Here is a 23,835-nt window from a genome sequence, read left to right as displayed (position 1 = left end):
TCGTTCATGATGCGCACGAGCTCGCCGTCGTCGTCCTTCTCCAGCAAGTCGTCCCATTCGCGACCCCAGAGGACCTTGATGACGTTCCAGCCGGCGCCGCGGAAGAAGGCCTCCAGCTCCTGGACGATCTTGCCGTTGCCGCGCACCGGGCCGTCAAGGCGCTGCAGGTTGCAGTTGATCACGAAGTGCAGGTTGTCCAGCTTCTCGTTGGCAGCCAGATGCAGCAGACCGCGCGATTCCGGCTCATCCATCTCACCATCGCCGAGGAAGGCCCAGACATTCTGGTCAGAGGTGTCCTTGATGCCGCGGTTGTGCAGGTAGCGGTTGAACTGTGCCTGATAGATGGCGTTCATCGGGCCCAGGCCCATGGATACCGTGGGGAACTGCCAGAAATCAGGCATCAGCCGCGGATGCGGGTAGGAGCTCAGACCATAGGGAGCCTTGGAGACTTCCTGGCGGAAGCCGTCGAGGTGGTCCTCAGTCAGCCGGCCCTCGAGGTAGGCGCGGGCATAGTTGCCGGGGGATGAGTGCCCCTGGAAGAAGACCTGATCTCCGCCGCCCGGGTGGTCCTGGCCGCGGAAGAAGTGGTTGAAGCCCACCTCGTAGAGGGTTGCCACACCCGCGTAGGAGGAGATGTGGCCGCCCACGGAGATGCTCTCCTTCTGAGCGCGGTGGACCATTACCGCGGCGTTCCAGCGCAGGATGCGGCGGTAGCGGCGCTCCATCTCTTCATCCCCGGGGAACTCCGGTTCCTGGTCCACCGGGATGGTGTTGACGTAGTCAGTGGTGGTGACCATAGGTACGCCGATGGACTTGGCGCCGGCGCGCTGGAGCAGACTGCGGATGATGTATTCGGCACGCTCAGTGCCGTGGGCCTCGACGAGCTGGTCGAAGGATTCCAGCCATTCCTGTGTCTCTTCGGGGTCACGGTCCGGCAGCTGATTAGTCAGCACACTGCGGATGTGGGAGTTCTCTTCGCCAGCGCTCACGGTGGGCACCTTTCTGAAGGTTCTAATCGTGCAGGCCCCGGGTGTTGTCGGGCCTTTCGCGGTCAAGACAGCCCTCTTATGGGGTGGTAGAGGCCTGCGTTTCGCCCCAACTCTACCGGGTTAAAACACTTCGGGAGGGTGTGGCACTTCCCGCTGACGTGCAAATCCACGTAACGTTGGCTCTGTGGCAGAGACACAGACGAAAGGAAGGGAACCGGCGGTGAGCCAACCAACAGCCGGCCGAGAAGCCAGCGGCACGGCGACGGCGCAGAAGTACGACGGCGCCAAGAATGTAGTGAACTTCTCCAACCTGCTCAGTGAGCTCGGGCTGAAACCCGATGCCCTGGTGCAGGAGATCGGAGTGGACGACGACGTCGACGACGATCTGCGTGATGCCCTGGAAGACCAGCTCGATGAACCGCTCATTGATGAGGACGAGCAAGAGGTAGTCGACGCGGTGCTGCTGTGGTTCCGCGCCGGGGATGACGATCTCACCGACGCGCTGGTGGACGCGTTGACCACCCTGGACGACGGCGGAGTGGTGTGGCTGCTGACCCCGCGTTCGGGGCGTGATGGTTACGTGCCTCCGGTGGAGATCCAGGATGCTGCGCCCAATGCGGGACTGCATGTGACCAGCTCGGCGGGAGTCAGCCCGCACTGGGCTGCAACCCGTCTGGTTCCCCGGAAGTCCTAAGCGTGGCGGTTCCCGGGTTGCCTCAGCCGGTACCGCCGCGACCGTTGGGGCTGCGCCTGGCGCACGGGGCACCTGCGCCCGACTTCACCGCGCGCACCCACCACGGGGAGCACCTGCAGCTCTCTGCGCTGACTGCAGGACCGGTGCTGGTGATGTTCTATCCCTTCGCCTTCAGTCGAGTCTGCGGTTCCGAGCTGCATGAAATGGTCAGCCGCTGGTCTGAGCTGGAACCCACTGGAGTACGTGTCTTAGCCATCTCCTGCGATGCGGTGCACACTCTGCGCGCCTATGCGGAGCATCTGCAGTTAGGCAGCCTCCCTTCAGCTGCGAGCTCAGGCGGGCCCGGCAGGGCAGAGCTGAGCCTGCTCAGTGACTTCTGGCCCCACGGTCAGATCGCGCAGAACTACGGTGTATTCAACCCGGTGACGGGGGCGCCGTCGCGGGTGAGCTACCTGTTGGATGACCAGCTGGTAGTGCGTGAGGTTATCGAAGCTGACGACGGCGACGCCAGAGATTTTGACCAGATCCTGCACCAGTTGCGCCGTTTGGAGTGAAGACCCCCTCCCGTGCGGTCCATCATGTGGAAGATCTTCGCGCCGGAGTGGGGCGGTGACGGCAGCCGATGAAAGAATCTGAACGTGGACAGTGTGGACCGTGCAATCATCGAGGTGCTGCGGACTGAGGGGCGTATTTCAAATGCTGCGCTGGCTCAGCGCGTTGGCCTGACCCCTGGACCGTGCCTGCGTCGGGTCCAGAGACTGGAAGCCGACGGCGTCATTCTCGGCTATGCCGCTCAGATCAATCCGGCGACCCTGGGGCAGTCCTTTGAAGTCGGTGTCTCCATCGAGCTGAAACAGGGGGACCAGGAGACCGTGGAACGTTTCGAGTCCACTATGGCCGGTTTCGAGGAAGTCCTGGAGCTGCTGCGCCTTTTCGGCACCCCGGACTACTACGCCCGCGTGGCGGTGGCTGATCTCAACGCCTATGAGCGCTTCCTGACCAAGAAGCTGCTGACTATCCCCGGAGTCAGCGAGACGAACTCTGCCTTCCCGATGAAGATCATCAAATCTGCACGTCCGCACCCGCAGACCAGCAGCGATGACTGAGCGCGGATGAACAGGCATGGAGCCTGGTCCCAGCGCGGTCAGCGGCCACAGGGCTTGCTGCTGATCCTCACGGTCATGGTGGTGGCCGCGAACCTGCGGCCGGCCATCACCGTGGTGGGACCGTTGATCGAACAGATCGGCGCCGAGACGGGACTCAGTCCCACCGCGCTGGGAGTTCTCGGTGCGGTGCCGGTGCTGGCCTTCGGGGTTGTTGCCCCTTTCGTTCACCGGCTGGGGACCCGGTGGGGACCTGATCTCACTATTGCTGTGGCACTGACGGTCCTTGCCGTGGGCACCGCGCTACGCTCGCTGATTCCGCATGAAGTCGGCCTGTATCTGGGGACCGCTCTGCTCTCGGCAGCCATCGGTGTGGGTAATGTGCTGGTCCCTGCGGTGGTCAAGCGGGACTTCCCCGATCACGTGCCGATGATGACCGGTCTCTACACGGCTGCGCTTGTGGGCTCGGCTGCCGTCTTCTCCGCAGCAGCTGTGCCGCTGGCCCAGTGGACCGGCTGGCAGACGGCCCTGGGCTCAGCAGCAGTGCTGGCGATCCTGGCTGCGGCGATCTGGTCCCTGCGGCTGCTGCCCAGCACTGGTGCCCCGGCACGTGCCGCGGTGGAACCGGCTGCGCTGCTGACCGGGGTGCCCGCCGCTGCCCCGGTGAACGTATGGCGTTCCCGGCTGGCCTGGCAGGTCACCGCCTACTTCGGGTTGCAGTCCGGGCTGTTCTACATGCTGCTGACCTGGCTGCCGGCAATCCAGACCTCACATGGTGCCCACGAGGCAGCTGCCGGACTGTGGCTAGGTGCCTTTCAAGCGGTAGGAATCCTCGCCAGCCTGATCATCGGTCAAATCATGCAGCGCGCCCCCGACCAGCGACGGGTCTCCTCCGTGGTCGCGCTGTTCATGGTGGTTGGCCTGCTGGGTATGATCTTCGCACCCTCGCTCATGCCGCTGTGGGCCCTGTTAGCAGGAATCTCTACGGGCTCGGCACTGCTGCTGGCGCTGACCTTTATTTCGCTGCGAGCACGCACCACCGCCCAGGTGGGACAGCTTTCAGGAATGGCCCAGGGAATCGGCTACCTTTTCGCCGCCGCGGGTCCGGTGCTGGCAGGTGCGCTGTTCCAGGCCGCCGGATCCTGGACACCGGTGCTCTGGGCGGCCCTGGGGCTGTGCTTGGCACAGGCCGGGATGGGGCTGCTGGCCGGCCGCAGCATCCGGCTGGACTGAAACTGCGCGTTGGACTGCATGCCCGGCAGATCAATGTCCCTGCGACTTGCTAGGTTTGAAGCTATGACGACGACGCCCCCTCAGCCGCTTGCCGGCGTGCACCTGGTTGCCCAGGAGAAGCGATGACTCCGCCGCGCGGTGCGTCGCGGGCAAAGGGTTCTCCGGCCGAGTCCGGAGCTGACTTCCGCTCAGTAGAGCCTGCCCCGCTGATGCTGTTCAAAGGGTCGGAGGACTATGTGGCGGCCCGGGCTCTGGACCGGATCAAAGCCGCGCTGCGCGCTGAGCACGCAGACCTGGAATACACCCGCCTCGACGTCGCCGAGGCTGGTCCGGGAGAGCTGTCCACCCTCGCCTCGCCCTCACTGTTTGGCGAGCCGCGGCTTATTCTCGCCGAGGATCTGGCCCAGATGAGCGAGGCTTTCCTCGCTGACGCGCTGCGTTATCTGGAGGAAGGCGGGGATTCGGATGTGACACTGGTGATGCGGCATACCGGGGGGAACCGGGGAAAGAAGCTGCTGGACGCGTTGAGTCGACGAGCCGTCGTCGTTGACTGCTCCCCGGTGAAGAGCGATTCTGACAAGCTGAACTTCCTCCGCCAGGAGTTCCGTGCTGCTGGCCGCACTATCCTGCCCGATGCCGCACGTGCCCTGGTGGCAGCAGCAGGCGGCAGCCTGTCCGACCTGGGTAGCGCGAGTCAGCAGCTGATGCGAGATGTGCCCGGAGATATCACTGCTGAACAGGTCGACCGCTACTTTGGCGGACGGGTCGAAGCCAGCGCATTCAAGGTTGCTGATGCGGCCTTTGAGGGCAGAGCTGAAGCAGCGGCCCGACTCTACCGTCACGCCGTGGCGACAGGTGTCTCCCCAGTGGCCATCACGGCGGCCCTGGCGCGCAAAGCCCGCCAGATCGCTGCCCTAGTAGATCACCGCGGCCGTCACGACCAGTTAGCCTCAGCGTTGGGGGTTCCGCCGTGGCAGTTGAAGCAGGCCGCCGAGACCGCGCGCCGCTGGACACCTTCTCGGGCGGCTGACGCCGTGGAAGCCGTGGCGCAGGCCGATGCTGAGGTCAAAGGCGTCTCCCGGACACCGGAGTACGCAGTGGAGAAGGCCATCGCCCTGATCGCCGCCGGCGTGGGCAGATAACTGCTGCAGATGCTAGACTTGCACGCAGTGTCTATTGGTCTGTGAAGGACCATGCACTCCCTGCGGCGGCAAATACAGCGCGAAGCTTATGGGGCCCTCTACCCGACGAGCCGAGCGAATCGCCATGGCACCCCACGCCACTGAAGTCTCTGACGTCGCCGCGTCATAAGGGAGAGCTCTCACCAGTGAACCCGAGACAAGGAAAGACAACACGTGGCAAACATTAAGTCCCAGAAGAAGCGCATCCTCACCAACGAGAAGGCCCGTCAGCGCAACCAGGCTGTGAAGTCTGAGCTGAAGACCGCCGTGAAGAAGGTCCGCAAGGCCGTGGCCGCCGGTGATAAGGACGCTGCAGTGGCCGCAAACCGTGAGGCAGCACGCAAGCTGGAAAAGGCTGTCTCCAAGGGAGTCATCCACAAGAACCAGGCAGCGAACCGCAAGTCGGGCATCGCTAACCTCGTCAACTCCCTCTGAGTTAGTTCCGTGGACGGGCAAGGTGTTGCCCGCCATCACGCCTGAAGGTAGTTCCGCGGACGGGGAAAGCCCACCCGCGGCAAGCTCAGGCGGCACGAAGGTCCCGCACGATAAAACGTGCGGGACCTTCGTCGTAGTATTGAGGGTCAACAAGTCTGTACGCGAGCAAAGGACGTTCTCCACCGTGTCACCAAAGGCCCGCACCCCGCTGGTGCCCGCCCAGACTGATCCTGGCGCGATCCGCAATTTCTGCATCATCGCCCACATCGACCACGGCAAGTCCACACTCGCGGACCGCATGCTGCAGCTCACCGGGGTGGTCACACCGCGGGAGATGAAGGCCCAGTACCTGGACCGGATGGATATCGAACGTGAGCGCGGCATCACCATCAAGTCCCAGGCGGTGCGCATGCCTTGGGAGAAGGAAGATCAGACCTTCGCCTTCCACATGATCGACACCCCCGGTCACGTGGACTTCTCCTACGAGGTCTCCCGATCGCTGGCGGCCTGTGAAGGCGCTCTGCTGCTCGTCGACGCCGCCCAGGGCATCGAGGCCCAGACGCTGGCGAACCTCTACCTGGCCATGGAGCACGACCTGGCGATCATTCCGGTGCTCAACAAGATCGACTTGCCGGCAGCGCAGCCGGAGAAATACGCCGCGGAACTCGCCGGTCTCATCGGCTGCGACCCAGACGATGTACTCCGTGTGTCCGGAAAGACCGGAGAAGGCGTTGAGGCACTTCTGGACCGGATCGTCGAGGAGATCCCCGCCCCAGTAGGCGACGTCGACGCCCCCGCCCGCGCCATGATTTTCGACTCCGTCTACGACACCTACCGCGGAGTGGTGACCTATGTCCGTGTGGTGGACGGCAGGCTCGGACACCGCGAGAAGATCCAGATGATGTCCACCGGCGCCACTCATGAGCTGCTGGAAATCGGGGTGTCCTCACCGGAGCCGGAGGCCACCAAGGGGCTCAGTGTGGGCGAGGTGGGCTACCTGATCACCGGTGTGAAGGATGTCCGGCAGTCCAAAGTGGGCGATACCGTCACCACCGCGGCCAAACCCGCTGCTGATCTCATCGGTGGCTATGAAGAACCTAAGCCCATGGTCTTCTCCGGGCTGTTCCCCATTGATGGCAGCGATTTCCCGGTACTGCGCGAAGCGCTGGAGAAGCTCCAGCTCAACGACGCCGCCCTGAACTTCGAACCCGAAACCTCCACAGCCCTGGGCTTCGGATTCCGGGTGGGCTTCCTGGGGCTGCTGCACCTGGAGATCACCCGCGAACGGTTGGAGTCCGAGTACAACCTCGATCTGATCTCCACCGCACCTAACGTGATCTACCAAGTCACCGCGGAGGACGGCAGCCTGCATACCGTGACCAACCCCTCGGAGTTCCCCGAGGGCAAGATCAACGAGATCCGTGAACCAGTGGTGGATGCCACCATCATCGTCCCAGCCGACTACATCGGTGCAGTGATGGAACTGTGTCAGTCCCGGCGCGGCACCATGGAAGGCATGGACTACCTCTCCGAGGACCGGGTGGAGATCCGCTATAAGATGCCGCTGGCCGAAATCGTCTTTGACTTCTTTGACCAGCTGAAATCCCGAACCAAGGGATATGCCTCGCTGAACTGGCAGGCCGCAGGTGATCAGGCAGCCGATCTGGTGAAGGTGGATATCCTGCTGCAGGGTGACAAGGTTGATGCCTTCAGCGCCATCACCCACCGTGACCACGCCTACGCCTACGGTGTGCGGATGGCCTCGAAGCTTAAAGAGCTCATCCCGCGCCAGCAGTTCGAAGTGCCCATCCAGGCGGCCATCGGTTCGCGGATCATCGCGCGTGAGAACATTCGCGCCATCCGCAAGGACGTGCTTTCCAAGTGCTACGGCGGTGACATCAGCCGCAAGCGCAAGCTGCTCGAGAAGCAGAAGGAAGGTAAGAAGCGGATGAAGATGGTCGGCACTGTAGAGGTCCCGCAGGAAGCATTCATCGCCGCACTGAGCTCTGACGAGGGCAACGGCAAGGAAAAAGCCAAGAAATGAGTCCGTCGGTGAGATTCGACTCACCGGCAGAGAACGAGATCCATGCCTTCTGTCCTGCCCCTGGGTGACCCTGTTCCTGCCGACGGCGGCTTTCCGCCCTCGGTGCTGCAGGAACTGCCGACCCGCGCGGACAAGCCCCTAGGGCTCTACGTTCATATTCCGTTCTGCTCGGTACGCTGCGGCTACTGCGACTTCAACACCTATACGGCTTCAGACCTCGGCCCTGGTGCCTCCCGACAGTCCTATCCCGACACCCTGATTGCCGAACTGGAGTTCGCCGCCAGTGTGCTCGAGGCCTCCGGTGCACCCGCCAGGCAGCTTTCCACGGTGTTCTTCGGAGGCGGCACACCCACCCTGCTGCCAGCAGAAGAGCTGGCCCGGATCCTGGGGACCGTGCAACGGCTCTTCGGATTCGTACCAGGTGCTGAGATCACTACCGAGGCCAACCCGGATACGGTGACTGAGCACTCAGCTGAAGTGCTGGCTCAGGCGGGATTCACCCGGGTCAGCCTAGGGATGCAGTCTGCGGTGCCCAGCGTGCTGGCCACCCTGGACCGTACGCACAATCCGCAGAATGTGCCCGCTGCACACGACGCCGCCCGCGCGGCAGGTCTGCAGACCTCAGTAGATCTGATTTACGGCACCCCGGGGGAGTCCCTGCAGGATTGGCGCAGCAGCCTCGAAGCCGCGATTGCCCTGCAGCCAGACCACATCTCGGCGTATTCGCTGATTGTGGAAGACGGTACTGCCATGGCCGCCAAGATCCGCCGCGGCGAACTGCCCGATATTGACCCCGATGACCAGGCGGATAAATACCTTCTCACCGACGAACTGCTCCAGCAGGCCGGCTACCACTGGTATGAAGTGTCCAACTTCTCCACCGCACGGGCTACACGTTCCCAGCACAATCTCAATTACTGGCTGGACTCGGACTGGTGGGGCGCCGGCCCCGGGGCGCATTCGCACGTAGCCGGGCTGCGCTGGTGGAACGTCAAACACCCGGCCGCCTACGCTCAGCGTCTGCATGCGGATACCTCTCCCGGACATGGGCGGGAGATTCTTGATGCCGAAGCCAAAGTCCTCGAGCACCTAATGCTTCGGCTGCGCATCGCGGAGGGGCTGGACATTGCTGAGTACAACGGGCTGCCTGCACGAACTGCGTCCGGGACCGCGGCGATCAGCGCAGCTGACCTGCAGAACCTGGTGCGCGAGGGGCTCATCGAACAGGAGCCGGCGCGCCCGTCGTCGTCGGCCCCCGAAGGCCGGGCCGTCTTGACGCTGAAAGGCAGGCTGTTAGCCGACGCGGTGACCCGGCGGCTGCTGGGCTAACGGATGAAGCGGAAGTTCATGGCGTAGCGGTAGGGGCGGCCCTTATTGCACTCAATACCGCCGATCAGCCCGGAGATCGCCATGAAAGCCCAGATGAAGACAGCGCCTAGGCCGCCGATCCAGTCGATCACCGGAATAAAAGCCAGCCCGTAGAACAGCAGCATGATGATGGTCAGCGGAAGCGTGTAGTTCAGCGCTTCCTTCGATTCCTGCGCGGTGAATGGCCCGCGATCCCGGAATACCAGCCAAATCACTAGTGCCGGCACGCACCCAGCCACGCCGCCAAAATGCGCCAGCGTGGCCCAGCGGCGGTCCTCAGCCGGTGTCAGCGGGGGTGCAGCAGCATCCGAACCCCTCAACTGCGCAGAAGAGGTTGGGCGCGGGTCGCGACCTGCGGACCCTTGCTTGCCATGCGACTGAGCCAACTGACACCTGCGCTTTCTGCTGGTTCCGGGGGTGGATTATGCGGAGACTCTCCGCCTACGCCTCTAGATTTTACGCAAGGTAGCTTGAAATACCCTGGCCCGGCGCGGTGTGTCATTGAACACGCCCCAGGTGGGGGCCGGCCGTCAGGGCTAGTCCACGGTGACGAAATCGATCAGTTCCTCGACTCGCCCCAGCAGCGTTGGCTCCAGATCCGCATAGCTGCGAACCCGCCCCAGAATCTGCTTCCAGCCATGGGCGATATCGCGCTGGTTGGCATGCGGAAGCCCCAGTGCCCGCAGCGTCCCGACCTTGATGTCCGTGCCGCGTGGAATATCCGGCCAACGCTGCAGACCAACCCGCTGGGGCTTCACCGCCTGCCAGACATCGACATAGGGATGACCCAGGACCAGAACATTGCCCGGCGCCCCGGGGAGGGACATCGCCTGCTGCGCGATCCGGCTCTCCTTGGAACCGGGGACCAGATGATCCAGCAGCACCCCGATGCGCCGCTGCGGACTGGGCTGGAACTCTGCGATGGCAGCCACCAGATCATCAGCTCCGTGCAGCGGCTCCACCACTATGCCCTCGTGGCGTAGATCTTCGCCCCAGACTTTCTCCACCAGTTCTGCGTCATGGGTGCCCTCCACCCAGATGCGCGAGGCCCGTGCGGTGCGGGCCCGCTGGCGCTCCACTGCCACGGAGCCAGAAGCGGTGCGGCGCAGGCCTGGTTCCGGCTTCTTCGGCACCGGAGGCACGAGCTCCACGGGTTCGCCGTCGATCAGAAAACCGAAGCCCAGCGGGAAGGCGCGCACTTTGCCGCGGCGGTCCTCCAGGCGCACCACTTTCATGCCGCCGGAGGCCTCGACGCCGATCACAGCCCCCACCCAGCCGCTTGCTCGCTCTTCTACTACAGTGCCTGCATCTGCGGGGGCCTGGCGCACCTGCCGAATCTGCTGGCGTCGTCGTGCCGAGAGGTCCTGGGCACCCCAGGAGGAATAGTCTGTGGGGAAGTTGGGCGTCACAAGCACCGGAGCCTAGCAACCGTGGGCTCAGCTATGGGCTGAGAAACACCGTGGACAGCTCAATCCTCGCCTCTGGTGCCATCAGCACCTTGTAGAATTAGCAGTCGAAGATCGTGAGTGCTAAGCACCGGGAGTCCCGGTGCTTGATCCATCAGCCAGGGGAGGTGCGAGGATGTCGGATACCCGGCGGCTGCAGGTGCTGCGCGCGATTGTGGAGGACTATGTCCACACCAGGGAGCCGGTGGGCTCAAAGGCTCTGGTAGAGCGCCACAATCTGGAAGTCTCACCAGCTACCATCCGCAATGACATGGCCCACCTGGAAGAGGAAGGGCTCATCGCAGCCCCGCATACCTCTGCCGGCCGCATCCCCACTGATTCTGGCTACCGGGTCTTTGTGGACAAGATCACCGAGGTCCGTCCGCTGACCCGCGCCGAGCGACGCGCCATGGACACACTGCTGGAGACCGCAGATGACCACGAGGCCATGCTGGAGCAGACGGTGCGGCTGCTGGCGATGCTCACCAATCAGGTGGCGGTGATCCAGTATCCGCAGCACAGCACCGCCAAGATTCGGCATATCGATGTAGTGAAGATGCACCCGCATAAGGCGCTGACCATCGTGATCCTTTCCTCGGGGAAAGTGGAGCAGCGTATGGTCACGCTCTCCGACGAGGTCGAGGAAGAAATGTTGGCCAGGATCGGCCAGCGGCTCTCGGAGCAGCTCTACAGCCGGTCAGTCTCAGCGCTTCCGCTGCCCATCGATTCGCTGATCGGCTCCATCGAGCCGGCCGCCCAGCCGGCTATGGCGGTGATCGCTCAGGCCGTGGAAGCCACCCTGGAGGCAGGGCGCGTAGATCGCATCATCATGTCCGGTACTGCTAACCTCGCCAAGTCGGGCGGCGACCTGGGTCCCTCTATTGCTCCCATCCTCGAAGCCCTCGAGGAACAAGTGGTGCTGTTGAGACTGCTGCATGAGATGCAGCAGGAACATCACGGACTCTCGGTGCGGATCGGCCGCGAAACCAGTCATGACTCCCTGGCCGAAACCGCCGTAGTGGCTGCCGCCTACGGGGAGGCCGACGGCGCCAAAATCGGCGTTGTGGGACCCACCCGAATGGACTACGGCACCACGATGTCCGCCGTGCGCGCCATGGCCCGATACCTGTCCCGAATACTCTCCGAAGGGTGACCGAAAAGTTCGCATGAGCTCTGACTACTACTCGGTGCTGGGCGTTGAGCGCAGCGCCTCCACTGACGAGATCAAGAAGGCCTACCGTAAGAAGGCCCGCAAGCTTCACCCCGACGTGAACCCCTCCGATGATGCTGCTGAGCAGTTCAAGATGCTGGGCCGGGCCTATGAGGTGCTCTCTGACCCGGAGAAGCGGCGCAACTACGACACCACCGGCGACGAGAATGGTCGCCCTGCAGGCGGCGGCGGGTTCGGTGGTTTCGGCGATATTTTCGAGACCTTCTTCGGAGGCGGTTCCGCAGGTGGGCCGGCCTCCCGCACCCGTCGCGGTCAGGACTCCCTGATCCGCGTCCGCATCGACCTACAGGATGCCGTTTTCGGCACCACCAAGGAGGTCGAGGTCGAAACTGCGGTGACCTGCAGTGTGTGCAACGGTTCCTGCATGCGCCCGGGCACTACGCCCACCACCTGTCCTGACTGCCACGGTCAAGGCCAGATCCAGCGCCCCATGCGCTCGATCCTGGGCACCGTCATCCAGACCCAGACCTGCTCCCGCTGCGCGGGCTTCGGCAACATCATCGAAGATCCCTGCCAGGAGTGCGACGGTCAGGGTCGGGTCCGCGAGCGCAAGACCCTGAAGGTCAAGATTCCTGCCGGTGTTGATAAGGGCAACCGCATTCACCTCGCCGGTGAGGGCGAAGCCGGTCTGGCAGGCGGCCCCGCCGGTGACCTGTTCATCGAAGTGGATATCCGCCAGCACCCGGTGTTCACCCGGCGCGGCAATGACCTGCACGCGACTGTCACCATTCCGATGACCTCAGCGGCCCTGGGCACCACAGTGACCCTGGAGACCTTCGACGGCACCGAGGAGATCGAAGTCCGTCCAGGCACGCAGTCCGGTGAGGTCATCACCTTGCGCGGCAAGGGCGTGGCGCACCTGCGCGGAATGGGCCGCGGTGACCTCAAAGTCCACCTGAAGGTGGAGACCCCCACGAAGCTCAGCGATAAGCAGCGCGAGCTGCTGCGCATGCTGGCAGAGGAGCGCGGAGAGAAACCAGGGGAGTCCTCCACCGAGCACCGCGGAGTCTTCTCGAAGCTGCGCGAGGCCTGGCGGGAGCTCTGAGCGGAATATGACCGCACCGCTGTTCCACCTAAGTCCCGGAGCGCTTGAGGGTGCCGCGGTGGGATCCGCCATCGCCCTCACCGGAGCAGAGGGACACCACGCTGCCACGGTGATGCGGATCGGTGTCGGCGAGCAGGTGCTGCTCTCCGATACCCGGCAGACCCAGGCGGTCGGCGTCGTCGTGGCGGTGGGCAGCGGTGAGCTGACCATCCAGCTCAGCGAGATCACGCTCCAGCCTGCTGACCTGCCACGTCTGGTGCTGGTGCAGGCGCTGGCCAAGGACAAACGCGACCTGCAGGCCGCAGAATCGGCCACCGAGCTGGGGGTGGACGCCATCATCCCTTGGCAGGCCGAACGGTCCGTGGCGCGCTGGAAACCCGGACGTGAGGAGAAGAAGCACGCCGAATGGGTGAACCTGGTGACGGCCTCGGCCAAACAGACCCGGCGCACCTCCATCCCGGAGGTCCGGCAGCTTCGCACCACAGCGCAGTACTGCCAGCAGATCGCCGGGACACAAGAGATCGGCGTCGTGGTTCTGCATGAAGTCCAGGAACGCTCGCTACGCAGTTGTCTCACCGATCTAGGCGCACTGGAGACTAGCCCCGCAGTGCAGGAACTGCACCTGGTGGTCGGCCCTGAAGGTGGGATCAGCGAGCGGGAAATCGAGCAGCTGACGGCCGCCGGGGCATACCCTGCCCGGCTCGGAGCCCACGTGCTGAGATCCTCCACTGCCGGGCCTGCTGCAATTGCCGGGACCCAGCTGCTGCTAGGTCGCTGGGAATGGGACTAAACTGACACCACCATCCGCACTTAACTAGCGAGGTTCTCATTACCGAGGCAACCACTGCCAACGTCACCGAGCGCGAAGTCCACTTCGCCGACGCCGAGACCATGTTCCGCACGCTCGGGGCTCAGGACATGGCCCTGCGGATTCTCGCGGGGCTCTATCCCGATGCCAGCATCGGGCTGCGCGAAAAGCTCATCACGGTCTCCGGTCCCGCCACTGATGTTTCTCAGATCGTCGAGATCCTGACCCAGCTGAAGACTCTTGCGGCATCAGGCACTACCGCCACCGAAGAGATCATCGAGCAGATTGCCATGATGGTTCGCGCCCAGGCAGCCCGCGCCTCTGCGCGAATCGTGGCCACCAATATCCTTTCCCATCGCGGCCGCAGCATTCGCCCCAAGACCGCCAATCAGCAGCGCTATGTGGACACTATTGATGAGTCCACCGTGGTCTTTGGCATCGGCCCTGCAGGTACCGGTAAGACCTATCTGGCGATGGCCAAAGCCGTTCAGGCCCTGCAGGCCAAGGAGATTAACCGGATCATTCTGACCCGGCCAGCAGTGGAGGCCGGTGAGAAACTGGGCTTCCTGCCCGGCGGGCTCAGCGAGAAGATCGACCCCTATCTGCGGCCGCTCTACGACGCCCTGCACGACATGCTGGATCCCGAATCGATTCCGCGGCTGATGGAATCGGGCACCATCGAGGTGGCACCGCTGGCCTATATGCGTGGACGTACCCTCAACGACTCCTTCATCATTCTGGATGAGGCACAGAACACCACCGCTGAGCAGATGAAGATGTTTCTGACCCGACTGGGATTCAACTCCAAGATCGTGGTCACCGGCGATATCACCCAGGTGGATCTACCGCGCGGCACCGATTCCGGGCTGCGCACCGTCTTGGAGATCCTTGAAGACGTCGAGGATATCAGCGTGTGCCGCCTCACCAGTGAAGACGTTGTCCGCCACGCGCTGGTGGGACGGATTGTGGATGCCTATGAGAAGCATCAGGCCCTGGCCTCCGGAGGAGCTCGCGGGCCCCGGCGGGACGGAGGCCGGCGGTGAGCATCAGCATTGAAGATGTCTCAGCCTCCGGTCTGGTCAGCGCTGAGGATCTTGCGGAGCTGACCGATCTCACCGCCTACCTCTACGCGCAGCTGGGCTTGAGCGCAGCCGTGGAGCTGTCTCTGAGCCTGGTGGACGAAGCAGAAATGGAGCGCCTCCACCTGGAGTGGATGGACTTGCCCGGCGCCACCGATGTGATGAGTTTCCCGATGGATGAACTTCGTCCGGGGAGTCCCGAAGCTCCGGTCAGCGAAGGTACCCTCGGCGATATCGTGCTCTGCCCGGTGGTGGCCCAGGCCCAGGCCGAAGCCGCAGGACACTCCATCACCGATGAGCTATGCCTGCTGACCACCCACGGGGTACTGCATCTGCTGGGCTATGATCACGACGATGCCGCCGAGCGCGCGCAGATGTTCGGGCTGCAGAAGCAGCTCCTCGAGCAGTTTTTGGGCAGGGAAGCTCCTGTGCCCACTACTGACTGATTATGACCATCACGATACTGATCTTGGCTGCGGTGACCGCTGCAGTGCTTGCCATAGGTGAGCTGGTGCCCGGAGCGGTGGTGGCCGCCGTCGCCCTCGCTGTCTCTGGGCTGGTCAGCGCTGCGATTTCCCCGAGGAAGATCGGGCGTGCCCACCATCTGCTGATTTCCGCAACCACCGCCCGTATTGTCCGCGGCTTGCGGCTGAGCCTAGGCCCCCTGCCGGAGTGGCTGTCCCGAATGGGGGCGAAGCTGCTGCCGGGGACCGCAGGAGCGGACCAGGGATTCTTCGACGACGACGAGCTCCGCGAGTTCGTGGCCCGAGCCAACGAATCGGACCTGATTGAAGACAGCGAAGCCGAGCTGCTGCAGTCGGTCTTCGATTTCTCCGCCACCCGTGTGCGCGCGGTGATGGTCCCGCGCACCGGCCGGCGCAACCGGGTCAGCCATGTGCTGGCCTGGGAAGTAGAGGAGTATCGCGGCGCCAGATGCGGCGTCGGCACTGAAGACGAACAACCTTCCCTGCATGAGGAGTATGCCCATGAGCGAGTATGAGACCACCGATCCGGCTGCAGCGGCGTCGCTGTTCCCCGAATACGGCGAGGACTACCGAGCGGGATTTGCCAGCTTCGTGGGTCGCCCCAATGCGGGGAAGTCCACGCTGACTAACGCCCTGGTGGGCGAGAAGGTTGCGATTACCTCCTCCAAGCCGCAGACCACCCGGCACACCATCCGTGGCATTGTGCACCGCGAGAATGCCCAATTAGTGCTGGTGGACACCCCCGGTCTGCATAGGCCGCGGACCCTGCTGGGCAGTCGACTCAACGATCTGGTCATCGACACTCTGAGCGAGGTCGACGTCGTGGGCTTCTGTCTCCCGGCCGATGAGAAGATCGGACCCGGAGACAAGTTCATCGCCTCCCAACTTGCCAAAGTCTCGCACAAGCCGGTGGTGGCCCTGGTGACCAAAACCGACAAAGTTGGACGCGATCAACTGCCTGAACAGCTCATCGCCGTAGACCAGCTCGGGCGGGAACACCTGGCCAAAGAGGGCAAACAGGCTGAAGGCTTCGCCGCGATCATTCCGGTCTCCGCCGTCGAAGGCAAGCAGGTCGAGGTGGTGGCTGAGGAACTCATTGCCATGATGCCGAAGTCCCCGCCGCTGTATCCCACCGGCGAACTCACCGATGAACCAGAAACCGTGATGATCGCTGAGCTGATCCGCGAAGCCGCGCTCGAAGACGTGCGTGATGAGCTGCCGCACTCCATAGCCGTCACCGTGGAGGAAATGCTGCCGCGTGAGGACCGGCCGGAGGACAAGCCATTGCTGGATGTCCACGCCACCATCCACGTGGAGCGCGATTCGCAGAAGGCCATCATTATCGGTCGCGGCGGCTCACGGCTGAAGGCCATCGGCAGTCAGGCGCGAGAAGGCATCAAGAAGCTCCTGGGCACCCCGGTGTATTTGAACCTGCATGTCAAGGTCACCAAAGAGTGGCAGCGAGATGCCAAGAAGCTCAACCGCCTGGGGTTCTGAGCTAGTCCCCGGCTCTCGGCCGCGTGCGGTGGCCGCGGCCTTCACCCCTGAAGCTAGTCCTGCCGGGAGGCTGTCCACATCCTGGACCGGCTGGGCAGGGGAGTTCCTCGGCGTCGTCGCCCGTGCTAGGTTCTCACACGTGCAGAGCATTCATCACAGCGCACTACTACTAGAGCTTCTCCGCCGCAGCGGGGAAGAGCTTGTGCGCGAGTAGCACACCGCGGGCAATCTTCCAGGTCGAATCCCCGCTGCGGAGTCACCGGTCACTCACCGGTTCATCGGCCCCGCAGACACTGAACTTCATCTCTCACCTGAAGGAAGATCCATGCGAAAGCTCCAGAAGCCCTCCCAGATGCCCTACCAGCGGTACACCCCGTTCCAGGACCAGATCAGCGTCACGCTGCCGGACCGCACCTGGCCGGATAAGGTCATCAGCAAAGCGCCACGCTGGTGTGCCGTGGATCTGCGCGACGGCAACCAAGCGCTTATCGATCCGATGAGCCCTGAACGCAAGCACCGGATGTTCGATCTGTTGGTAGCCATGGGCTATAAAGAGATCGAGGTGGGCTTCCCCTCGGCCTCGCAGACGGATTTCGACTTCGTGCGTCAGCTCATCGAGCAGAACAAGATCCCTGAGGATGTCTACATCCAGGTGCTCACGCAGTCCCGCGAACACCTGATTGAGCGAACTTTTGAAGCGATCGACGGCGCCCCGCGCGCCATCGTCCACCTGTACAACTCCACTTCGGTACTGCAGCGGGAAGTGGTGTTCAAACAGGACAAGGACGGCATCGTCGATATCGCCACCACTGGGGCAAGGCTGTGCAAGAAGTTCGAGGAGAACCTCACCCACAACACAGAGATCGTCTATCAGTACTCGCCGGAGTCATTCACTGGCACGGAGCTGGACTTCGCCGCGCATATCTCTGATGAGGTTGTGGAGATCTTCGGGGCCACCCCGGAGAATCCTGTGATCGTCAACCTGCCGGCCACCGTGGAGATGGCCACCCCGAACGTCTACGCCGATTCGATCGAGTGGATGCATCGCAATCTGCGCAACCGGGACTCCATCATCCTCTCCCTGCACCCGCATAATGACCGCGGCACCGGGGTTGCGGCCGCCGAGCTGGGCTACTTGGCCGGGGCAGACCGGATTGAGGGTTGCCTCTTCGGCAACGGTGAACGCACCGGTAACGTGGACCTGATCACCCTGGGCATGAATCTCTTCAGCCAGGGAATCGACCCGGAAATCGACTTCCGCAATATGGACGAGATCCGCCGCACCGTGGAGTACTGCAATCAGATGCCGGTGCCCGAGCGTTCACCCTATGGTGGGGATTTGGTCTTCACCGCCTTCTCAGGCTCCCACCAGGACGCCATTAAGAAGGGCTTCGACCATATGGATGCCCGGGCCGAGGCATTGGGCGCAGACCGCGATGAGATCTCCTGGGCCGTGCCGTACCTGCCCATCGATCCCAAAGACATCGGGCGCAGCTATGAAGCGGTGATCCGTGTGAACTCCCAGTCCGGCAAGGGCGGGGTGGCTTATGTGCTGAAGACCGAACACGGCATTGATCTGCCGCGCCGGGCACAGGTGGAGTTCTCCGGGGTGATCCAGCGCCGGGCCGATGACGGCGGGGGAGAGGTCTCCCCAGCAGAGATCTGGCGGATGTTCCAGGACGAGTACCTGCCGGTGGATGCCGAGGATCGCCAGTGGGGCTACTACCGGCTGGGAGAGGTCAACACCTCATCCACTGCCGCTGGCGAGTTCTCCATGGAGGTGGAACTGAAATCCGGTGGCAGCGTGCGCACCAAGCACGCCGAGGCCAATGGTCCGATCGCAGCACTGCTGAAGATCTTCGCCGAGGAAGGTGTGGACGTGCGACTGCTGGACTACAGCGAGCATGCGATGAGCCAGGGCGGCGATGCCCAGGCAGCCAGCTTCGTGGAGCTTGCCATCGGCGAACGTGTTCTCTGGGGTGTGGGCCTTGATCACAACACCACTCTGGCTTCGCTGCAGGCGGTGATTTCCGCGGTCAACCGCGCCATTCGTGATGCTTAAGCACTGCCAGGAGTAGTCTTAGGCCTCATGGCCGGTTCCACCTTCGCCTCGCGCAGCTACCGCGATCTTGCGATAGTTCTGCGCACCCAAAAGCTGGGCGAGGCAGACCGGATTATTACCGTGCTGACCGCGTTCAACGGATTAGTCCGCGGGGTTGCCAAGGGCGTGCGCCGGACAACGTCAAAGTTCGGCGCCACCCTTGAACCGTTCATGATGGCCGATGTCCAGTTCGTCCACGGACGCAGCCTGGAGATCATCACCCAGGCTCAAGGCCGGGCAGCCTATGGGCCCGTGATCGCAGCAGACTACGAGAAGTACATGGCCGCCAGCGCGATGGCCGAGGCTGCTGAACGGATCGCTGAACACGACGTCGTTCTGCCTAGCGGATCCACTGCGGGGGATTCGCGCCGGGGCGGCCACCGCAACGCAGGAAGCAGCGGACCGCAGTTCGGCCTGCTCCACGGGGCTCTTGCGGCACTGGCCCGTGATGCCCATGCCCCGGACCTGATCCTGAGCTCATACCTGTTGCGCTCCCTGAGCGCGGCCGGATGGGCGGTGACCTGGTCGGCCTGTGTCTCCTGCGGTGCACCCGGCGGGCACCTCGGATTCCATTCCGGAGCCGGGGGACCCGTATGTGCCGACTGCCGACCGCCAGGCAGCCGCACCATCCCGGCAGGAACTGCAGAGTTCCTCCATGCCCTGCAGCACGGGGCATGGGAACACACCACCGGAGTCTCAGCAGATATCAGACATGAGGCCGTAGCAGTGGCATCTGACTACGCGCAGCACCACTTGGAGCGCCGGCTGACCTCACTGAACACGCTGCGCTGATCCAGTGCTCCGCAATGCTCACCGCCTGAGAGAATGAAGACGATGACGCACCACAGCTTTGGCCTCGACAACTACGCCGATCCCTGGCCGCACCCAGAGGGAGCGCAGCCGCCGGCTCTGCCCGCAGAACTGATTCCAGGACATGTTGCGGTAGTGATGGACGGAAACGGACGGTGGGCCAACCAGCGTGGGCTTCCGCGGACCGAAGGCCACCGGGCAGGCGAGCATTCGCTGATGGAGGTCGTCGCCGGGGCCATCGAAGCCGGCGTCAAGCATGTCAGCGTCTATGGATTCTCCACTGAGAACTGGAAGCGTTCACCGGAAGAGGTGCGCTTCATTATGAGCTACTCGCGCAATGTGCTGCGTCGCCAGCGCGATGTGCTCCATTCCTGGGGAGTGCGCATCCGCTGGAACGGACGCCGCCCTAAACTCTGGCGATCAGTGATCAAAGAGCTGGAAGCAGCAGAAGAGCTGACCAAAGAGAACACCCGCTGCACGCTGACCATGTGCGTCAACTACGGCGGACGCGCCGAGATCACCGACGCGGTCCGCCGGATCGCTGAGCGGGCGGCCCGCGGCGAGATCAACCCCAAACATATCCGTGAAGCGACAGTCGCCGCGTATCTGGACGAACCGGACCTGCCCGACGTCGACCTCTTCCTGCGCAGCTCCGGGGAGCAGCGGATCAGTAACTTCCTGCTCTGGCAGTCTGCCTATGCCGAGCTGGTCTTCCTAGATGTGCTCTGGCCCGATGTTGATCGGACCACACTGTGGGAAGCGATCGAGATCTATGCCAAACGTGACCGTCGCTACGGCGGAGCCGTCGATCAGGTCACCGGAGCGTAGGCCTTCAGCCAGCGGGTAACTTCAGCAAAGGCGCTTATTCGTACGCTTTCCTTCGAGGCGAAGACATCATGCATGGCTCGCGGCACCCGGACTACTGTGACGCAGCGGCCCAACTTCACCGCCCGCCGGGCCAGCAGCTCCACATCGAGCACCCCGTCATTCTCCTGGTACTCCGGAGTCCAATGCCTGCGGTAGACAGTGCCCGAGGAGATCAGCACCAGTACCGGAAGCTCTAAGTCCAAGCCCTTGTGCACCTGGCGATGACCAGCGAAGACTGCCTTCAACCATCCCACTGTCATAGGGAAGGGCTGGCGCGGACGCCATAGCGGGTGGAGCTGCCATTCGCCATAGGCCTGGTCCGAGAGCGACTCCCAATAGGTATCCACCCTGGGGAGCTTCAAGGTGGCGGTGGGGTTCAAGGCATTGACCGGGGAAACCAGACCCTCGGCTGCCGTCCGAGCTGCCACATCACCGGGAACTTCCAGCCACGGGCTGTTAAGCACCAGCGCCCCCACCGATTCAGGATGGCGCTGCGCGTAGAGTGCGGCAATAAGTCCGCCGGTGGAATGAGCGTGAAGAATTGGCGATGGTGCATCGGGATTCTCTGCCCGGATGACCTCCAGGGCTGCGTTGATCTCGGCGTCGTATTCTGCCAGGTCCTCAATATGTCCGGGGCTCTGCCAAGCGCGGAGACTTCGGCCGTATTTGCGCAGGTCTAGGGCGTAGAAGCTGTGTCCGGCTCCCACCCACTTCTGGGCAATGGGCAGGTTGTAGAAGTAGTCTGACCAGCCGTGGATCTGCAGCACTGGCGCAGCGCCTTGGCTGGCCGGCTGCTGGTCAAGGCGCACCAATGTGGCACTCAGCGGGCCCTCGTCATCAGCTTCCAGGGGCAAGGACTGGCGCGAGCATCCGGGCAGATAATCAGCCACCCACGTCCTAGCCGGTGAGTCTTCCAGGAACTCTTCTGTGAGCTGCCCGCTGGAGTGGTCCGGGCTGATCGATGACTCCGCTGCTTCGGTGCGGGGGGAGAGCGGTTCAGATTCTGGCATAGGTAGCAGTCTATGAACTGCTCCTGAGCGAAATCTGCAAGCTAGGATGAAGACCATGCCAACCCCCGCCCCGGTCTATCAGTTCGTCTTTCGGCACGTCTTCTCCCGAATGGACCCCGAGCGGGCACACCATCTTGTGGTGACCGGACTACGTGCAGCCCACCGAAGCGGTGCAGGTCGTCTCCTGGAACTGCTCAGCAAGCCCGATCCTGTGCTGAAGACGCAGGCGCTGGGCATGGAGTGGCCCTCACCCTTCGGGCTCGCTGCAGGCTTCGACAAAGGCGCCACCGCAGTGCTGCCGCTGGCGCAGCTGGGCTTTGGGCATATTGAAATCGGCACCGTCACCGGTCAGGCCCAGCCGGGCAATGAACAGCCCCGGCTCTTCCGCCTGGTGCAGGATGCAGCACTGATCAACCGGATGGGATTTAACAACGACGGCGCAGCGGCTGTTCGCCAGCGCCTTCAGCAGATCCGTGCTCGGCGTAGGGCCCTCACAGGCTCCGGGCGGCACACGCCGGTAGTGGGAGTCAATATCGGCAAGACCAAAATCGTGCCGCTTGAGGGCGCGGTTGAGGACTATCTCGTCTCGACCAAAGCGCTGGCCCCGGTGGCTGACTACCTGGTGGTCAATGTCTCGTCCCCGAACACCCCCGGGCTCCGTCAGCTGCAGGATATTCAGGCGCTGCGTCCGCTGCTGCGCGCCGTCGGGGAGGAAGCCGACGCCGCGGCGGGGCGACACGTCCCGCTTCTGGTGAAGATCGCACCTGACTTGGCCGATGAGGATATCGACACCGTGGCAGACCTTGTCCTGGAGCTGAAGCTGGATGGCATCATCGCTACCAACACCACAATCTCCCGGGAAGGTCTGCGCACCGACGCCGCAGATGTTGAGGCCAAGGGGGCGGGAGGCTTAAGCGGCCCGGTGCTGGCAGAACGTTCCAAGCAGGTCCTGGTCCGGCTGCGCAAGAAGCTGCCGGAGGGTATCGCCATCATTTCCGTAGGCGGGGTCCGCACGCCAGAAGACGTCGCTGAGCGGCTCAGGCTGGGTGCAGATCTAGTTCAGGGCTATACCGCGCTGATCTATGAAGGCCCCTTCTGGGTACGCAGGATCAACCGCGGACTGGCAGCCCTGCGCCGGCAGGGCCGGGTCTAGCTGGGGTACTGACCGCGCGATACCAGTGGCTTGGGCAGGCGAAGCCGGCGCATCTGCAGCGAACGCATGGCTGTGTAGAAGCGCAGCCCGCGTTCGCGGTTCTCGCGCCCGAACTTGGCGTCAATCCGCTTGGCCACCTGACGGCCCACCCACCAGCACTCAATGATGACGGCGATCATCAAGGCCCAGAGGGAGAAGGCCACCAAAGCGCGGGCTTCTTCGGTCATCAGGAAGGATGCGAAGAGGAAAATCAGCACAACGATCAGCAACCACTCGCCGATGCCCCAACGGGCGTCCACGTAGTCGCGCGCGAAACGCTTCTGGGGACCGCGGTCACGGGCAGGCAGATACTTTTCATCGCCGGTTTCCATGGCCATGCGCATCTTTGCACGCTGGTCCTGAACGGCTTTGCGCTGGGCAGCGCGGGCTGCTTTGCGATCATTGTGAACCAGCGGTCGCTTCCGCGCTGCTTCCTGCTGTCGGCGGGTGGGTGTTGGCACCCCCTTCTTCTCCGGCAGCTTGCGGGCAGGCTGGCTGGAGGCTTCGGGCTGCGCAGCGCTGCGCGCCTCAGCGTCGAGGATCTGGTTCTGGGTCTTTTTGCTACGTCCAAGCACCACGCCAGTCTACTGGGCATGGGAATGATGCTGTGCCAGTTGGCGTTGGTAGTCTGCACAGGACATCAATTCGCATCGGCGAAAGGTAAGAAGGCATGAGCACTCCCACTCAGGAAGTGAACGAGACCGCCGAGATCCGCGGCAACGCCGTGGAGGATTTCAAGACCCACCAGGTTCAGCTGTCAGAGACTGCTGCGCAGAAGGTCGCCTCCCTGCTTGAGCAGGAGGGCCGTCAGGACCTGCGCTTGCGCGTAGCTGTTCAGCCCGGTGGCTGCAGTGGTCTGATCTACCAGCTCTACTTTGACGAGCGCCTGCTCGAGGGCGACGCGCTGCGCGAGTTCGACGGCGTGCAGGTCGTCGTCGACAAGATGAGCGTGCCCTACCTCGATGGTGCCAGCATCGACTTCGAAGACTCCATCTCCAAGCAGGGCTTCACTATCGATAACCCCAATGCCGGCGGCTCCTGCGCCTGCGGCGACTCCTTCCACTGATAACAATGCCCTGAAGCCGGAGTTCTCTCCACCGAACTGGAGTGACCTGGCGGGCCAGGCCGTCGTCGTCACAAATGTGACATGAAACGACGACGGCGCAGTGGAGACGCGTTCCTGCGAAACCCCGTTCTACATGCTGTTCTACGGCGTGT

The 23,835-nt window shown here is 63.3% G+C and carries 24 protein-coding genes and 1 pseudogene; 20 read left to right on the top strand and 5 right to left on the bottom strand.

What is annotated here, in order from left to right; all coding sequences use genetic code 11:
* Nucleotides 1–989: pseudogene (locus TX78_RS14045) on the bottom strand (pyruvate dehydrogenase (acetyl-transferring), homodimeric type); the annotation flags it as partial.
* 295 nt (nt 990–1,284) lie between these two features.
* Between TX78_RS14045 and TX78_RS00685 the strand changes: the two are divergent.
* The 8 genes from TX78_RS00685 to hemW all read left to right on the top strand — a co-directional run bounded on the left by TX78_RS00685 (nt 1,285) and on the right by hemW (nt 9,008).
* Nucleotides 1,285–1,683, top strand: a complete 399-nt coding sequence (locus TX78_RS00685) for a DUF3052 domain-containing protein (protein ID WP_044493441.1) — start codon at nt 1,285–1,287, stop codon at nt 1,681–1,683.
* Between the two features lie 2 nt (nt 1,684–1,685).
* Nucleotides 1,686–2,237, top strand: coding sequence for a redoxin domain-containing protein (locus TX78_RS00680; RefSeq protein WP_199765238.1), 552 nt, complete (start codon nt 1,686–1,688; stop codon nt 2,235–2,237).
* Nucleotides 2,238–2,321: 84 nt separating this feature from the next.
* Nucleotides 2,322–2,789, top strand: coding sequence for an Lrp/AsnC family transcriptional regulator (locus tag TX78_RS00675; RefSeq protein ID WP_101750596.1), 468 nt, complete (start codon nt 2,322–2,324; stop codon nt 2,787–2,789).
* Nucleotides 2,790–2,795: 6 nt separating this feature from the next.
* Nucleotides 2,796–4,019: a CynX/NimT family MFS transporter gene (locus TX78_RS00670; protein ID WP_044492773.1), complete on the top strand. Its 1,224-nt coding sequence runs from the start codon at nt 2,796–2,798 to the stop codon at nt 4,017–4,019.
* A 122-nt stretch (nt 4,020–4,141) separates the two neighbouring features.
* The gene (holA, locus tag TX78_RS00665) at nt 4,142–5,161 is read left to right on the top strand and encodes a DNA polymerase III subunit delta (RefSeq protein WP_044492772.1); all 1,020 of its coding nucleotides are present in this window, start codon (nt 4,142–4,144) and stop codon (nt 5,159–5,161) included.
* A 213-nt stretch (nt 5,162–5,374) separates the two neighbouring features.
* Nucleotides 5,375–5,635: a 30S ribosomal protein S20 gene (rpsT, locus tag TX78_RS00660; RefSeq protein WP_044492770.1), complete on the top strand. Its 261-nt coding sequence runs from the start codon at nt 5,375–5,377 to the stop codon at nt 5,633–5,635.
* A gap of 184 nt (nt 5,636–5,819) precedes the next feature.
* Nucleotides 5,820–7,679, top strand: a complete 1,860-nt coding sequence (gene lepA / locus TX78_RS00655) for a translation elongation factor 4 (RefSeq protein WP_044492769.1) — start codon at nt 5,820–5,822, stop codon at nt 7,677–7,679.
* 42 nt (nt 7,680–7,721) lie between these two features.
* Nucleotides 7,722–9,008: a radical SAM family heme chaperone HemW gene (gene hemW / locus TX78_RS00650; RefSeq protein WP_044492768.1), complete on the top strand. Its 1,287-nt coding sequence runs from the start codon at nt 7,722–7,724 to the stop codon at nt 9,006–9,008.
* On the opposite strand, the gene TX78_RS00645 is transcribed toward hemW, so the two are convergent.
* Together TX78_RS00645 and TX78_RS00640 are read right to left on the bottom strand one after the other, a co-directional pair.
* Nucleotides 9,005–9,367, bottom strand: a complete 363-nt coding sequence (locus TX78_RS00645) for a DUF4870 domain-containing protein (protein WP_233722108.1) — start codon at nt 9,365–9,367, stop codon at nt 9,005–9,007. The two genes, hemW and TX78_RS00645, sit on opposite strands and share 4 nt — an antisense overlap.
* A 216-nt stretch (nt 9,368–9,583) precedes the next feature.
* The gene (locus tag TX78_RS00640) at nt 9,584–10,456 is read right to left on the bottom strand and encodes a DUF3097 domain-containing protein (protein ID WP_044493439.1); all 873 of its coding nucleotides are present in this window, start codon (nt 10,454–10,456) and stop codon (nt 9,584–9,586) included.
* A 172-nt stretch (nt 10,457–10,628) separates the two neighbouring features.
* Between TX78_RS00640 and hrcA the strand changes: the two genes are divergently transcribed.
* The 10 genes from hrcA to TX78_RS00590 all read left to right on the top strand — a co-directional run bounded on the left by hrcA (nt 10,629) and on the right by TX78_RS00590 (nt 20,376).
* A complete protein-coding gene (hrcA, locus tag TX78_RS00635; RefSeq protein WP_044492765.1) occupies nt 10,629–11,645 on the top strand; it encodes a heat-inducible transcriptional repressor HrcA in 1,017 nt (338 codons plus the stop codon).
* A 13-nt stretch (nt 11,646–11,658) separates the two neighbouring features.
* The gene (gene dnaJ, locus TX78_RS00630; protein ID WP_044492764.1) at nt 11,659–12,768 is read left to right on the top strand and encodes a molecular chaperone DnaJ; all 1,110 of its coding nucleotides are present in this window, start codon (nt 11,659–11,661) and stop codon (nt 12,766–12,768) included.
* A gap of 7 nt (nt 12,769–12,775) precedes the next feature.
* The gene (locus TX78_RS00625) at nt 12,776–13,558 is read left to right on the top strand and encodes a 16S rRNA (uracil(1498)-N(3))-methyltransferase (protein ID WP_044492762.1); all 783 of its coding nucleotides are present in this window, start codon (nt 12,776–12,778) and stop codon (nt 13,556–13,558) included.
* 38 nt (nt 13,559–13,596) lie between these two features.
* Nucleotides 13,597–14,619, top strand: a complete 1,023-nt coding sequence (locus tag TX78_RS00620; protein ID WP_044492760.1) for a PhoH family protein — start codon at nt 13,597–13,599, stop codon at nt 14,617–14,619.
* Nucleotides 14,620–14,621: 2 nt separating this feature from the next.
* Nucleotides 14,622–15,101: an rRNA maturation RNase YbeY gene (gene ybeY / locus TX78_RS00615; protein WP_044493437.1), complete on the top strand. Its 480-nt coding sequence runs from the start codon at nt 14,622–14,624 to the stop codon at nt 15,099–15,101.
* A gap of 2 nt (nt 15,102–15,103) precedes the next feature.
* Entirely contained in the window at nt 15,104–15,655 is a 552-nt protein-coding gene (locus TX78_RS00610; RefSeq protein WP_044492759.1) for a CNNM domain-containing protein, read from the top strand.
* Nucleotides 15,642–16,637 carry a GTPase Era gene (gene era / locus TX78_RS00605; RefSeq protein WP_044492758.1) on the top strand — a complete coding sequence of 332 codons (996 nt, stop codon included), beginning with the start codon at nt 15,642–15,644 and terminating at the stop codon, nt 16,635–16,637. The genes TX78_RS00610 and era overlap by 14 nt, the downstream gene beginning before the upstream one ends.
* Before the next feature lie 325 nt (nt 16,638–16,962).
* Entirely contained in the window at nt 16,963–18,699 is a 1,737-nt protein-coding gene (gene leuA, locus TX78_RS00600) for a 2-isopropylmalate synthase (RefSeq protein ID WP_044492756.1), read from the top strand.
* Nucleotides 18,700–18,726: 27 nt separating this feature from the next.
* Complete coding sequence (gene recO, locus TX78_RS00595) at nt 18,727–19,530, top strand: DNA repair protein RecO (protein ID WP_044492755.1); 804 nt, start codon at nt 18,727–18,729, stop codon at nt 19,528–19,530.
* Between the two features lie 42 nt (nt 19,531–19,572).
* A complete protein-coding gene (locus TX78_RS00590; RefSeq protein WP_187118342.1) occupies nt 19,573–20,376 on the top strand; it encodes an isoprenyl transferase in 804 nt (267 codons plus the stop codon).
* Here TX78_RS00590 and TX78_RS00585 read toward each other — a convergent pair.
* Complete coding sequence (locus TX78_RS00585) at nt 20,358–21,425, bottom strand: alpha/beta hydrolase (protein WP_049897251.1); 1,068 nt, start codon at nt 21,423–21,425, stop codon at nt 20,358–20,360. The two genes, TX78_RS00590 and TX78_RS00585, sit on opposite strands and share 19 nt — an antisense overlap.
* 55 nt (nt 21,426–21,480) lie before the next feature.
* Here TX78_RS00585 and TX78_RS00580 point away from each other — a divergent pair, with 55 nt between their 5' ends.
* Nucleotides 21,481–22,578, top strand: a complete 1,098-nt coding sequence (locus TX78_RS00580; RefSeq protein WP_044493434.1) for a quinone-dependent dihydroorotate dehydrogenase — start codon at nt 21,481–21,483, stop codon at nt 22,576–22,578.
* Here TX78_RS00580 and TX78_RS00575 read toward each other — a convergent pair.
* Nucleotides 22,575–23,192 carry a DUF3043 domain-containing protein gene (locus TX78_RS00575; RefSeq protein ID WP_044493432.1) on the bottom strand — a complete coding sequence of 206 codons (618 nt, stop codon included), beginning with the start codon at nt 23,190–23,192 and terminating at the stop codon, nt 22,575–22,577. The two genes, TX78_RS00580 and TX78_RS00575, sit on opposite strands and share 4 nt — an antisense overlap.
* Nucleotides 23,193–23,287: 95 nt before the next feature.
* Here TX78_RS00575 and TX78_RS00570 point away from each other — a divergent pair, with 95 nt between their 5' ends.
* Entirely contained in the window at nt 23,288–23,683 is a 396-nt protein-coding gene (locus TX78_RS00570) for a HesB/IscA family protein (protein ID WP_044492753.1), read from the top strand.
* Nucleotides 23,684–23,835 lie beyond the last annotated feature (152 nt).

Source organism: Nesterenkonia massiliensis (assembly GCF_000455245.1).
GTDB classification, from domain to species: domain Bacteria; phylum Actinomycetota; class Actinomycetes; order Actinomycetales; family Micrococcaceae; genus Nesterenkonia; species Nesterenkonia rhizosphaerae.
Note: the sequence above shows the minus strand (reverse complement) of the source record. Positions and strands in the feature narration are given on the sequence as shown.